This is a genomic window from Lysinibacillus sp. FSL M8-0134 (assembly GCF_038069745.1).
In the GTDB taxonomy this organism is placed as follows: Bacteria; Bacillota; Bacilli; order Bacillales_A; family Planococcaceae; genus Lysinibacillus; species Lysinibacillus irui.
Genome location: NZ_JBBPAJ010000001.1, coordinates 3,034,286 through 3,047,447, shown reverse-complemented (window position 1 = coordinate 3,047,447; position 13,162 = coordinate 3,034,286). Strand labels below are relative to the sequence as shown.

General features: G+C 38.0%; 11 protein-coding genes and 1 other annotated feature. Of the genes, 8 read left to right on the top strand and 3 right to left on the bottom strand.

Annotated elements, in window-relative coordinates:
• Positions 1-81: 81 nt before the first annotated feature.
• From ruvA to yajC, 5 genes are all read left to right on the top strand, one after another.
• Positions 82-702: a Holliday junction branch migration protein RuvA gene (ruvA, locus tag MKY49_RS15570; protein ID WP_341386622.1), complete on the top strand. Its 621-nt coding sequence runs from the start codon at positions 82-84 to the stop codon at positions 700-702.
• An 18-nt stretch (positions 703-720) separates the two neighbouring features.
• On the top strand, positions 721-1,725 hold the full coding sequence (gene ruvB / locus MKY49_RS15565) for a Holliday junction branch migration DNA helicase RuvB (protein ID WP_274793925.1): 1,005 nt from the start codon (positions 721-723) through the stop codon (positions 1,723-1,725).
• 18 nt (positions 1,726-1,743) lie between these two features.
• Positions 1,744-2,784: a tRNA preQ1(34) S-adenosylmethionine ribosyltransferase-isomerase QueA gene (queA, locus tag MKY49_RS15560; protein WP_274793924.1), complete on the top strand. Its 1,041-nt coding sequence runs from the start codon at positions 1,744-1,746 to the stop codon at positions 2,782-2,784.
• 57 nt (positions 2,785-2,841) lie between these two features.
• Complete coding sequence (gene tgt / locus MKY49_RS15555; protein ID WP_274793922.1) at positions 2,842-3,987, top strand: tRNA guanosine(34) transglycosylase Tgt; 1,146 nt, start codon at positions 2,842-2,844, stop codon at positions 3,985-3,987.
• A 212-nt stretch (positions 3,988-4,199) separates the two neighbouring features.
• Complete coding sequence (gene yajC / locus MKY49_RS15550; protein WP_274793921.1) at positions 4,200-4,466, top strand: preprotein translocase subunit YajC; 267 nt, start codon at positions 4,200-4,202, stop codon at positions 4,464-4,466.
• 113 nt (positions 4,467-4,579) lie between these two features.
• Here yajC and MKY49_RS15545 read toward each other — a convergent pair whose 3' ends face one another.
• Entirely contained in the window at positions 4,580-5,410 is an 831-nt protein-coding gene (locus tag MKY49_RS15545) for a polysaccharide deacetylase family protein (protein ID WP_341386621.1), read from the bottom strand.
• A 156-nt stretch (positions 5,411-5,566) separates the two neighbouring features.
• Here MKY49_RS15545 and MKY49_RS15540 point away from each other — a divergent pair, with 156 nt between their 5' ends.
• On the top strand, positions 5,567-6,202 hold the full coding sequence (locus tag MKY49_RS15540; protein ID WP_341386620.1) for a DUF421 domain-containing protein: 636 nt from the start codon (positions 5,567-5,569) through the stop codon (positions 6,200-6,202).
• Here the strand turns inward: MKY49_RS15540 and MKY49_RS15535 are convergent.
• Positions 6,199-7,716, bottom strand: coding sequence for a putative polysaccharide biosynthesis protein (locus MKY49_RS15535; RefSeq protein WP_274793918.1), 1,518 nt, complete (start codon positions 7,714-7,716; stop codon positions 6,199-6,201). The two genes, MKY49_RS15540 and MKY49_RS15535, sit on opposite strands and share 4 nt — an antisense overlap.
• A gap of 93 nt (positions 7,717-7,809) precedes the next feature.
• On the opposite strand from MKY49_RS15535, the gene MKY49_RS15530 reads away from it, so the two are divergent.
• Positions 7,810-8,118, top strand: coding sequence for a post-transcriptional regulator (locus MKY49_RS15530; protein WP_274793917.1), 309 nt, complete (start codon positions 7,810-7,812; stop codon positions 8,116-8,118).
• A 342-nt stretch (positions 8,119-8,460) separates the two neighbouring features.
• Positions 8,461-10,728 (top strand): protein translocase subunit SecDF, encoded by a 2,268-nt coding sequence (gene secDF, locus MKY49_RS15525; RefSeq protein WP_341386619.1) that lies wholly within the window; start codon positions 8,461-8,463, stop codon positions 10,726-10,728.
• Between the two features lie 102 nt (positions 10,729-10,830).
• On the opposite strand, the gene MKY49_RS15520 is transcribed toward secDF, so the two are convergent.
• Entirely contained in the window at positions 10,831-12,519 is a 1,689-nt protein-coding gene (locus MKY49_RS15520) for a methyl-accepting chemotaxis protein (protein ID WP_341386618.1), read from the bottom strand.
• Positions 12,520-12,840: 321 nt separating this feature from the next.
• Positions 12,841-13,075, top strand: a binding site (T-box leader).
• Positions 13,076-13,162 lie beyond the last annotated feature (87 nt).

The following is a 13,162-nucleotide window of genomic DNA, read 5'->3' as shown; positions in this document are numbered from 1 at the left end:
CAACGCTTTTCATACTACTTTTTGTCGAGCATTCGTTCGCTATATGCTATAATCGAAGACGATGATTGTGAGGGATTATGGATGTATGATTATTTAAAAGGACAAATTACTCGTATTACACCAGAATATATTGTACTTGAACAACAGGGTATTGGCTGGCAACTTAATACCCCTAACCCGTTTGCGTTTCGAGCATCTGCTCTTGAACAACAGATATACGTTCATTTGCATGTTCGAGAAGATGCACAGGTTTTATATGGTTTCCCTAATCTAGATCAACGAGAACTGTTTAGAAAGCTAATTTTAGTATCTGGTATAGGACCAAAGGGGGCTCTAGCTATTCTAGCTACAGGCAACCCGCAACAGGTTATTAGTGCGATTGAACGGGAAGACGAGGCGTTTTTAGTAAAGTTCCCTGGAGTAGGGAAGAAAACAGCTCGTCAAATGATACTAGATTTAAAAGGTAAGCTAGGCTCTCTATTAGATACAATAGAGTTACCTAGTACAGAAGATGAGCTACCGTTATTTGGTGTCAAACCTTATAAACATGAACTAGAAGAAGCCATACTTGCCTTAATGGCACTTGGTTATTCTGAAAAGGAGCTCGAAAAAATTCGACCACAGCTTGAGGATAATGACAAGCTTGAGACGACAGATGCCTTTATGAAACAAGCACTGCAACTACTGTTAAAATTAAAATAAGAAAAGGAGGGAAGGTACATGTCTGAACGTATGATGGCAAGTGAGGCAGGAAGCTATGATGAGCAATTTGAATTATCTTTACGCCCACAAAGACTAGCACAGTATATTGGGCAGCATAAAGTAAAGGAAAATTTACAAATATTCATTGAAGCAGCAAAGCTTCGCCAAGAAAGTTTAGATCATGTGCTGTTATATGGGCCTCCAGGACTCGGGAAAACGACATTAGCTGCTGTTATCGCGAATGAGATGAATGTCAATGTCCGTATGACAAGTGGACCAGCGATTGAGCGTCCAGGAGATTTAGCAGCTATTTTAAGTTCACTAGAGCCTGGGGACGTTTTATTTATTGATGAAATTCATCGACTCCCCCGTGCCATTGAAGAAGTGTTATATCCAGCAATGGAGGACTTCTGTTTAGATATTGTGGTTGGGAAAGGTCCAGAAGCACGTTCAGTTCGACTTGATTTACCTCCCTTTACCCTTGTAGGTGCTACAACAAGAGCTGGCGCCTTATCTGCCCCTCTAAGAGACCGTTTTGGAGTTTTACTACGATTAGAATATTACGATGATCGTTCTCTTGCAGAAATTGTGGTGCGCAGTGCTCATTTATTTGAAGTGGAAATTGAGCAAGTAGCGGCAATGGAAATGGCGAGGCGTTCACGTGGAACCCCCCGAATAGCCAATCGTCTATTGAAACGAGTGCGAGATTATGCACAAGTGCTTGGAGATGGTATGATAACGGAGGGACTTGCACAGCAAGCGCTAGAACTGTTACAAGTCGATCCTAGGGGTCTTGATCATATTGATCATAAACTTGTCACGAACATGATTGAGCGCTTCCGAGGAGGTCCAGTGGGCTTAGATACACTTGCTGCATCAATTGGTGAGGAAAGGGTTACGATAGAGGATGTATATGAGCCCTATTTGATGCAAATTGGCCTAATTCAGCGTACACCACGTGGAAGAGTAGCCACACATTTAGCTTACGAACATTTTGGATATGAATATCCCCAACAAACATAATAGAAGGAAGTTTTTTTCATGCGTGTAGAAGATTTTGATTTTGAATTACCAGAGGAGCTCATTGCCCAAACACCATTAGCCGATCGTACAGCAAGTCGATTAATGGTCGTAACACCTGGTTCCAATAAAGTAGAGCACCACCATTTTGCTCATATTTTAGATGAGCTACATGCAGGAGACTGTCTTGTATTAAATGATACAAGAGTCTTACCTGCTCGCTTAATGGGCGTCAAAGAAGAAACAGGTGCACATATAGAAGTATTGCTATTGAAGCAATTAGCTGGTACAGATGAGTGGGAAACACTTGTAAAACCAGCGAAGCGTGTAAAGGTAGGGACAACTATCACATTTGGAGATGGTTTATTGTCAGCGACTTGTACGGGTGAGCTTGAACATGGCGGACGTACATTTGAATTTCATTACGATGGAATCTTTTATGAAATATTAGAACAGCTTGGTGAGATGCCGTTGCCTCCATATATTCGTGAAAAACTAGGGGACAAGGATCGTTACCAAACAGTTTATGCCAAAGAACGTGGCTCAGCTGCAGCGCCTACAGCAGGACTGCATTGGACAGAGCAATTATTAGAGCAAGTGAAAGCTAAAGGTGTAGAAGTAGTCTTTATCACATTACATGTAGGACTTGGTACTTTCCGTCCAGTGAGTGTAGATTCAATTGAAAACCATGAAATGCATGCTGAATTTTATAGTGTTACCGAACAAGCAGCAGACACAATTAATCGTGTAAAGCGTAACGGTGGTAAGGTAATAGCTGTTGGGACAACCTCTACACGAACATTAGAAACGATTGGCTCTAAATACGATGGCGAAGTGCGGGCTGAACAGGGTTGGACATCAATTTTCATTTATCCGGGCTACAACTTCACGGTGGTAGATGGGTTAATTACCAATTTCCATTTACCAAAATCAACGCTTGTCATGCTTGTTAGTACACTAGCCACACGCGAAACCATTTTAAGCGCCTATCAACAAGCTGTAGAGGAAAAATATCGCTTCTTCAGTTTTGGGGATGCGATGTTTATACGTCCGAAAAAATAATCGGGGATTAAATCGAAGTACTGTTTTTACTTCAGATAAGAGAGGATTTTTTATTTTATGACACAACCAGCAATTCGATATGAATTACTTCATACTTGTAAACAAACAGGAGCTCGTCTTGGTATCGTGCATACACCACATGGCTCCTTTGAAACACCAGCATTTATGCCTGTAGGGACACAAGCAACAGTTAAAACAATGTCCCCAGAAGAATTAAAAGAAATGAATGCAGGGATCATTTTGTCCAATACGTACCATTTATGGCTACGACCAGGTAATGATATTGTCAAGGAAGCAGGGGGACTTCATAAATTTATGAACTGGGATCGTCCAATTCTAACGGATTCAGGTGGTTTCCAAGTGTTCTCACTAAGCCAATTCCGTAAAATTGAAGAGGAAGGCGTTCATTTCCGTAACCATCTAAATGGAGATAAATTATTTTTAAGTCCAGAAAAAGCAATGGAAATTCAAAATGATTTAGGCTCTGACATTATGATGGCTTTCGATGAATGTCCACCATATCCTGCAACACATGAATACATGTTGCAATCAGTCGATCGTACAACTCGTTGGGCAAAACGCTGTAAAGAAGCACATAAGCGTCCAGAAGACCAAGGTTTATTTGGTATCATTCAAGGCGGGGAGTACGAGGATTTACGCCGCCGTTCGGCAGAAGCCTTAGTAGAATTAGACTTCCCAGGTTACGCAATTGGTGGTTTATCTGTTGGTGAGCCGAAAGATGTGATGAACAGAGTTTTAGAATTCACAACACCAATGATGCCTGAAAATAAACCACGTTATTTAATGGGGGTTGGCTCACCAGACTCTTTAATTGATGGAGCTATTCGTGGAATTGATATGTTTGACTGTGTACTGCCAACACGTATTGCACGTAATGGTACACTAATGACCTCTGAGGGACGTCTAGTAGTGAAAAATGCCAAATATGCACGTGACTTTGGCCCAATAGATCCAAACTGTGATTGCTATACATGTAAAAATTATTCTCGTGCCTACATTCGCCACCTTATTCGCACAGAAGAAACGTTTGGAATTCGTTTAACAACTTATCATAATTTACATTTCCTATTAAAATTGATGGAACAAGTACGTGAGGCAATTCGTCAAGACCGTCTTGGTGATTTCCGTGAGGAATTCTTTGAAAAATATGGCTTTAATGGCCCAAATGCGAAAAACTTTTAAGTAATTCGCTTTGGCGTAATAACGTCAACTAAGAGCTATAGTTAGGAAAAGTTATTCAAAACTTTGTAAAAAGTGAATATTTCTAGCAAAATATTGTCAATCATAGAAAAAATATTAGTAATTGAGAAAATTTTTGGGCATGTCCATCGCTTTTTGCAGGTGGAATAGTCTATACTAAAAAAGTGAGATTTAGAAAGGGGGCAAGATGTAGTATGGATCAATTAATAGGATTAGCACCAATACTATTAATGTTCGTTGCAATGTGGTTTATCTTAATCCGTCCAGCTAAAAAAAGACAGCAGCAAACTCAAAATATGCAAAATAGTTTGCAACGTGGAGATAAAGTCATTACAATTGGTGGTCTACATGGTGTCATCGATGCAATTGAGGACACTGCAGTGACATTAAAAATTGCTGACAATGTACGTGTGAAATTTGACCGTCAGGCAATTGGACGAGTTGTCAATGAAAATCAATGACAATAAGTAATTAAAGAAAAAGGCTTACAATAGGCAATAGCTATGTTGTAAGCCTTTTCTTATAATTGGAAAGCAGAAGGGACGCCGAACCTTCCTGCTTTCTTCGTATTATTTCATTGCGTAGTTAATTTATGAATTAATTCAGGACCTGTATCATGTCCATTTACAGTTATTCTACTTAGCGTAAATAAATCATCGCCCATTCTGACACTTTTATTTTGAATCACAAAGCCCATTTTAAAACCAGCCTCCTTTACTATTTGAATGGTAGCTGGAGATTGATTACCGTACGGATAGCTAATAGCGATAGGCTCATAGCCTAATTTTTCTTTAATTATTTGTCTTGAGTAAAGTAAATCATGACGAACTCTTTCTTCGAATTGTTGCTGACTTTCTAGTTGTCCATTTATATAGCTTGGACCGTAAATTGCCCCATATACTCTTCCATTTTTTGAAGTTAATTTATAATGAGAGTCCCATGTATGGCTTTGGATGGTTATATAATCTTGCATTTCATTTAATTGATCCCAATTCATCTTGGCAATTTCCTTTGGGTAGACATTCTTTGTATGAACAATCCGGCTTGCAATCACAAAAATTTCTGCATGCATGTCATACTTTTTCAAAATAGGATAGGCTTTTTCGTAATTGCTGAGATAGCCATCATCGAATGTAATCAATATAGGCTTTTCAGGTAGTTTTATGTGATTATTGAAGTAATCGTACAATTCTTGCACTGAAATAGCATGATAACCCTCTGCTTTAAGTGCTTTTATTTGATTTTCAAAATTATTGGGTGAAATAACTGTATTGTTGTTTATATTCTCCGCTAAATGGTGGTACATAAGAACGGGTATTTTCTGTTCTTGGTATCCATGGATGGGAAAAGGATAAGTGAACAGAACTATATAAACAAAAACGACAACAATTATTTTCCTTGTCATGTTCTCACCTTGTTTGTTTTAAGTATTTGGCTCTTTATATTGTTTACCTTCTTTTAAGGACTATTCGTTGCAAATCACTTTTTTCAGTGACATCGGACTATAAACCTGTATAAAAAACAATGAGTAAGGTCACCTTGATAGTATGGGGGTGTTTCTATGGAAGAGTATTTCCATATTATTTTTAGAACTTGTTTTTTATATGTGTTTATCATCATTGTTTTTCGATTAATGGGCAAACGAGAAGTAGGAGAATTATCAGTCATTGATTTGGTTGTCTTTGTTTTAATTGCAGAGGTGGCTGCTTTTGCGCTAGATGATTATAAAAATCCTCTTTTTAATGCCATTCTACCTATTATCGTCTTGCTTTTTATTCAAATATTAAGTGCCTTTTTATCGTTAAAGTTCAAGAGAATTCGTGACTTAGTCGATGGTGATCCAGCTTTATTAATAAAGGACGGTGTTATTTTAGAGAGTGAAATGCGAAAACACCGCTATAATTTAGATGATTTATGTCAGCAATTACGAGAAAATGGAATTGCCTCTGTGACAGATGTTGCATTTGCGTATTTAGAGCCTTCAGGCAATCTTTCGGTCTACAAAAAAGATGAAAAATCATTCGTGTATCCACTGATAATTGACGGTGATATTCAGGAAAGACATTTATTCACTATGCATAAAGATGTGGAATGGTTAATGGGTGAGCTAGCTAAAAATAATATTACAGATAGTGAAACTGTATTTTTTTGTATTTGGGAAGACAATAAGTTGCACATCCAATTAAAAGAAACTTAAACTTTTTTTGCTAATTTTCGGATGTAGCGGAAATCTGTTATCCGTAGCTGGTTGCTCACTAATAAAAAAGTAAAAAGTAAAAATAAAGTAACACAGCTACTCAAAATAAATGGTAAGGACAATATTGGGATAAGGAAATACTGTGCTACGCATACGGCAATAAAGCAACTATATGGTACGATGAACATCCTAAAGCCAGCACGTAAATTTTTTCTTTGTCTAACAGTTGCGATGTGCAAGAAGGATGTTAATAAAACACCAAAGCCAATTGCTACAACGGCGCCTTTTTCCTGTATACCAGGTTGTGAGGCAAGTACAAACATTACAAATAGTTTACCCAGTCCACCATAGATGGAGTTCATCATAGCCGCTCGAGCTTCTCCAATCGCCTGCAAAATGGAATGCAGTGGGCTTTGGATATAATAAAAATAAAAAATAGGTGCTAAAATTTTTACGTACCCACGATTTTCTTCTAAATGGAAGAGCTTCATAGCCAATTCATCACCATGGACAAAGAAATACGTAGCTGCAAAACAGCCTACTAAGGAAGATAATCTTAGTGAGACCGAAATTCGCTCCTGTAGTAGTGGTATATGTTGACGAGCAACAGCATCACTAACAGCAGGAATGAGGACAATCGATAATGCTGTTGACACAAACGCAGGGAATAGCAGTAATGGCACCAAAACACCTGAGATGACACCATAAAGAATTGTGGCTGCAGATGCTGTTAGGCCGGCCACAGTTAAAGCTTTTAAAAAGATAATCGGTTCCAAAAACCAAGTGAACGATCCAAACAGCTTACTGCCTGCGGAGGGTAGCGCTATCCGAAGCATTGGAGACGCAGGATACCCTTCGATTTTAGTTTTACGTGTTAATAATCTCTTTTTGGAGACGATATAATGCAGCCATAAATAAAGGAAGGCTACAACTTCCGCAAGAAGAGTAATCCCCATTGCTGCCGCAGCTGTCACAGCAGCATTATTAAAGTTGGCCACATAAGGAAGCATTAGTGTAATAAAGCTAATACGCACAACTTGCTCAATCATTTGTGCCCAAGCTGTTGGGGTAATTTTAGCTACACCTTGTAAATAAGCACGTAATAAACCAGATCCAACTGATACAGGTACTGCAAAGAGAGCAATCCATAGCGTAAATGTTGTCTGTTCATTATGTAATAGCGTCGTCGAAATATATGGTATTGTGAGTGCAACGAGTGGCATAAATACAATCATGCCAATAAATGACCAAAGAATGGCAGTACGCATGACACCAAATATGCTTTCACGTTTATTTTTTGCTAGTAATTCTGCTACGATTTTAGCAACTGCAATAGGTAGTCCAAGTTGAATCAGTGAGATGAAGAAAATAAATGCAGGATAGACGGTCATATAAATGCCGACTGCCTCTTCACCAGCAATACGCATAAATTGCATTCTATAAAAGAAGCCAAAAAGTTTAGATAAAAAAATGACAAACATTAAAAATAATGTACCCCGTACAAAAGAACTCATGCCATCCGTCCCTTCTCAAGCCGCAAAAATTCATTTACACTATTTGTATGCAAGCATGTCTTACGTTACGACTTTGATTGGAGATGATTCAAAATGAGTATGCAGTATGAGCAGCTATTTGAAAAAATTCGTCCGGCAATTGATAGTAAGATAGCAGAGTTTAAGTATTATCAATATGATGCCATTACAGCGGAAGAACTTTGGCGTTACTGTGTTGAAAAAAAATGGCGTAAAAAGAAGGTTGAACAGCTACGGTTACATGAAGTTATTTCTACTATTTTTGCGGTATCACCATCTGATATCGTCTCATTTAATCAAGTAGAGTTTTTACAAAGTAATAATTGGTTTGAAGAAGTCAATAATGAAGAATTGCAATTACTGCTTGGTCCAGTCAAAACGTAATCAATGATGTGTCAAATTTTACAACAATTCATAGAATCCTTAATGTGTTGAATTGACACCAAGCGCAACCTGTTTCATAATAAGTGTGTTGCGCTTTTTTTATTTTGAATAAGTTCTTACTTACATAAGTCTTTTTTAGCTTTACTTAAGCTTGGAGGCTAGTACCTAATAATACAAAGAAAAACTTGCGCGTTATGAACGATTGAAATAAGTATGCAACCTTTTTGAAGCAAGGTAACACAATTCTAGATGAAAAGGAGGATTAAACGTTTCAAAAGGTTTGCAAGTTACTTGTTTGGCGTGTAAGGACAGCCCTTACACCAATTCGAGGAGGATTTATTGATGAAACTAAAAAGTCGTATAGTTGCATTCCTACTGATTATCGTGCTATTGGCAGCAGGTATTAGTACGACTGTAAACGGCGTCTTAAAGGACATTAAGCTTGGTCTTGATTTACAGGGCGGGTTTGAGGTGCTTTATGAGGTGAATGAATTAAAAGAAGGACAAAAAATCACACCGGAAATTGTAACAGCTACGGCAACAGCTCTAGGCAACCGTGTCAATGCGATTGGGGTAAGTGAACCAAGCATTCAGGTTGAGGGAGAAAATCGTATTCGTGTGCAGTTAGCAGGTGTTGAGGACCAAGAGTCTGCACGTAAGTTATTGTCTACGTCTGCGAATTTAACATTCCGCGATGTGGATGACAATTTATTATTAGATGGAGATGATTTAAAGGAAAATGGAGCAAGTGCTTCCTTTGACCAACAAAATCGTCCAATTGTATCGCTTAAATTAAAAGATGCGAAAAAATTTGCTGATATCACAAGTAAAATTGCGGCGAAACCTGCAGGCCAAAATTTACTGGTTGTATGGTTAGACTTTGAAGAGGGTGTTGACTCCTATAAAGCTGAGTCACAAAAAGCGAAGCCTCGCTATGCATCGGCTGCAACAGTTAATCAAACATTAAATACAACAGACGTTATGATTAGCGGTAACTTCTCTGTTGATGAAACAAAAAATTTAGCAGGTATTTTAAATGCAGGGGCATTACCTGTGAAGCTTGATGAAATTTATTCAACATCTGTTGGTGCACAATTCGGTGATGAAGCACTGAAAAGTACTATTTTAGCAGGTATTATCGGGGTAGTAATCATCTTCTTGTTCATGTTATTCTACTATCGTTTACCTGGCTTTATTTCCATCATCACATTAGCTATTTTCACATTCCTAGTATTGGTGGTATTTGATTGGATTAATGCAGTATTAACGCTGCCAGGTATTGCGGCCATTGTCCTAGGGATCGGGATGGCAGTAGACGCTAATATTTTAGCGGCAGAACGTATTCGGGAAGAGCTGCGTGTAGGTTATTCTGTGAAACAAGCCTTCCAGCTTGGTTCTAAACAATCATTATCGGCCATTGTCGATGCACAGTTGACTACATTATTAGCAGCAGGTGTTCTTTTCTATTTCGGGACAAGCTCTGTAAAAGGATTTGCAACAACATTAATCATTAGTATCTTGTTAAGCTTCTTAACAGCGGTATGGGGCTCACGTGTCCTATTAGGTCTACTTATTAACAGTGGCTATTTCAACAGTTCAGCATGGTTTGGAATTGCGAAGTCCAAACAGCATAGTCTGGATGAAAACATTGGTACATTAGATTTATCAACGAAATTTGATCGCTTTGACTTTGTTCACAACCGTAAGAAATTCTATACATTCTCATTAGCTATTTTAGTGGCAGGTCTAGTCGTTCTGGGTATTTTCCGTCTAAACCTAGGTATCGATTTCTCGAGCGGTACACGTGTTCAAATTGAGGCAGAACAATCGTTGACAAAAGAGGAAGTTGAAAAATATGTAGATAGTATCGGTTTTCCTTCTGACGATATTGTTCTTTCAGGAGAAAAGAGCAATTCTGCAGTTGTACGATATAAAACTGATTTATCACAAGCGGATATTTTGAAATTCCAAAAAGAAACAACGGAGAAATATGGCCATAAACCAACTGTAAGTACTGTTTCATCTACAGTAGGTAAGGAACTTGTGAAAAATGCCATTAAAGCATTAGCCCTTGCAGCAATAGGGATTATTATTTATGTAGCAATTCGCTTTGAATGGCGCATGGGTATTGGCGCAATTGTGTCACTACTGCATGACGTATTCCTCATCGTTGCTGTCTTTAGCTTCATGCGTTTAGAAGTGGATATAACGTTCATTGCGGCTGTGTTAACGATTGTTGGTTACTCCATTAATGATACGATCGTTACCTTTGACCGTATGCGTGAAAACTTAGATCAATATGACACGATTACTGACCGTGAAGTATTGGCGAATATTGTGAATAAATCGCTCCGTCAAACAATGGGACGTTCTGTTAATACTGTGTTAACAGTTATTATCGTCGTTGTGTCCCTATTAATTTTTGGTGCACCATCTATTCAAAACTTCTCTATCGCGTTATTAATCGGTTTAATTACAGGTATGTATTCATCAATCTGTATTGCAGCCCAAATTTGGTATTCATTAAAAATTCGTGAAATGAAAAAATCAGATGGACAGCTACACAAAAAAGAGAAAAAACAATGGGGTACAGACGAACCTGTTGTATAAGTAGTGAGCAGGGAATAGAAAACAATTTAGTTTCTATTCTCTGCTTTTTCTATGCAAAAAAATCTGCTACCTTTTTAAAAGGTAGCAGATTTTCGTATATGTTTATAATTTAAATTGTTGAAGTAATTCTTGGAGCTGTTGCGCATTTTGGCTTAATTCCTCCGCAACAGCATTTACTTGCTGCATTGTTGCAACCTGTTCGTCTACAGATTCTGCAATCAATTGTGAATTGCTTGCTGACAGATTCGAGACATTGGCTATTTCCGTGACAGACGCCGAGACCTGCTCGGCACTTGCTGAAATTTCTTCTGATGTAGCAGAAATTTCTTCAATTTGCTCGGTAAAGGCTGCAACGGCTGAAGTAATAGAGTAAAATGCATCTCCAGCCTCATGAATTTTAACTACGCCATCCTTTACAGATGCTAAGCCGTTATCAACCGCAGCTGCAACATTGCGTGTATCTGTCAGAACTTCTTTCGTAATAGCAACGATTTGATTGGCAGATTGATTCGATTCCTCAGCCAGTTTACGCACTTCATCAGCTACCACTGCAAACCCTTTACCATGCTCACCAGCTCTTGCAGCTTCAATAGCAGCATTGAGTGCTAGTAAATTGGTTTGTTCTGATATGGCTGTGATGACTGTTGTAATTTGACCGATTTCTTCAGATTGCTTACTTAATTTTTGAGTTAATTGAGCAATCTCTGTAGTAGCCTCTGAAATCCTATCCATTTGGTCTTTCGCTGTTGAAATAGTTGCTCCACCTGTATGGGCAAGTTTCGTCATACTTTCTGCATTTTGATGGAGGCTTTGCGTTGCTTCCGCAATGCGTTGGACACCAGCGGCCGTTTCATCCATAGCCACCGCACTTTGCTGTGAAGCACTAGCAGATGAATTGATATGTGTTGCGTTTTCTTGAATTCTTTGGGCAATATCATCCGATGTTGCCGTCACTTCCTCTGTACTAGCTGAAAGCTCTTCAGAGACAGCTGATAGATGGGATGCACTATCTTGAATGTTTGTCATCAATCCAGCGAGATTTTGTTTTAATGAATTGACTGCATTTGCTAGTGTGCCAATCTCATCCTTTGCTTGATGGTTAAGCTCAGCAATCGTTAAATCTCCTTGCGCTAATGTATCTGCTGCACCTATGACCTTCCGAAGTGGCATAACAATGCTATTTTTAATAAAGTACATAAAATATAAACCGATTACTACACTAGCAATGAGGAGGCTAATGGCAATAATTATTGCGCTAGAAACGGTTTGATTAACATCACGATCAACCTTTTGAAGCTGTTGATCATGATATTCTAATAAGTCTTTCGTTAGCTTAAAAATTTCCTTATTGTATTTTGTAACATCGACATTTATGTATGTAAGTGCCAAATCCTTTTTACCGTTATTAAACGCTTGCTGTGCTTTTGCTGAATTTGCTAATAATTCATTTTGCAATTCTGTGATTTGCTGCATAATGTTTTTCGTATAATCAGAGCGAACAATGGTAGATAGTTCTTTTACGGTTTCAGGTAATAGCTTTTCATAGCGCTCTAAGTTGGCTTTAGCAGTTTCATCCTTATTATTTAAAATATAAGACCGTAAAAACAATCCTTGAGATGCAAGTTCTTGCTGTATTTTCTCGGTTAATTGAATTTGAACAATACGATGATTCAAGACTTCTTCTAAATCATTTTGTGTTGTTTTAAATTGAAGAAATGATAGGATGCTTGAAATGAAAAGTAAACATGTTAAAGAAATAAAGCCTAGATTTAGTTTTTTGCGAACGGTCATATACGTTCCTACTTTCTTTAATTATATGGAAAAAATAATGTTCTGAAATTACTATAACTTGATATATTTACATGGTCAATACTAAGAAAATATTCAATAGTAGGAAATCAACTTCCCTATTAAAGGGTATTTAAAAGGAGAATATACCCACTATAAAGGTCTACTCAAAAAGCATGTATCACCACTTTTTCTTCAGAATTTATTGACAATTATATTGCTTTGGCATAGAATTAAGGCTAACTTTTTGTTCGGATCAGGTAGAAGGCTTCGGGAGCGAGGTCAGCCTAAGAACAGATGAGCTGAGTTTAGATGAGAATAGCTGAGAAATTGTTGAATAAGAGTAGTAACATAAGTCCTGTAATGTAGAGAGTCAGTGGTTGGTGTAAACTGATTTACAGCTTATGTGAATGGACTTATGAGAGTCGCTAATAAACAGCGAACGTGATTCCCCACGTTATAGGGGTGCTTTTCCATATGTAAAACAGAGCTGGAAAGCACAAAGGTGAGAGCAAATGCTCTAATATGAGGTGGCAACGCGGTCATGATCGTCCTCTGCAATTAGGATTAATCCTTTTTGCAGAGGGCTTTTTTATTTGATTCAGCATTCGACTAAACAGTGAAAAAGAATCTTTAAAAAGGAGTT

Bases quoted from the DNA above. Each gene is read 5' to 3' on its own strand.
- MKY49_RS15520 (WP_341386618.1), bottom strand. From the start codon at position 12,519: ATGACCGTTCGCAAAAAACTAAATCTAGGCTTTATTTCTTTAACATGT.
- MKY49_RS15545 (WP_341386621.1), bottom strand. From the start codon at position 5,410: ATGACAAGGAAAATAATTGTTGTCGTTTTTGTTTATATAGTTCTGTTC.
- MKY49_RS15530 (WP_274793917.1), top strand. From the start codon at position 7,810: ATGAGTATGCAGTATGAGCAGCTATTTGAAAAAATTCGTCCGGCAATT.
- MKY49_RS15540 (WP_341386620.1), top strand. From the start codon at position 5,567: ATGGAAGAGTATTTCCATATTATTTTTAGAACTTGTTTTTTATATGTG.
- secDF (WP_341386619.1), top strand. From the start codon at position 8,461: ATGAAACTAAAAAGTCGTATAGTTGCATTCCTACTGATTATCGTGCTA.
- tgt (WP_274793922.1), top strand. From the start codon at position 2,842: ATGACACAACCAGCAATTCGATATGAATTACTTCATACTTGTAAACAA.
- queA (WP_274793924.1), top strand. From the start codon at position 1,744: ATGCGTGTAGAAGATTTTGATTTTGAATTACCAGAGGAGCTCATTGCC.
- ruvA (WP_341386622.1), top strand. From the start codon at position 82: ATGTATGATTATTTAAAAGGACAAATTACTCGTATTACACCAGAATAT.
- MKY49_RS15535 (WP_274793918.1), bottom strand. From the start codon at position 7,716: ATGAGTTCTTTTGTACGGGGTACATTATTTTTAATGTTTGTCATTTTT.
- yajC (WP_274793921.1), top strand. From the start codon at position 4,200: ATGGATCAATTAATAGGATTAGCACCAATACTATTAATGTTCGTTGCA.
- ruvB (WP_274793925.1), top strand. From the start codon at position 721: ATGTCTGAACGTATGATGGCAAGTGAGGCAGGAAGCTATGATGAGCAA.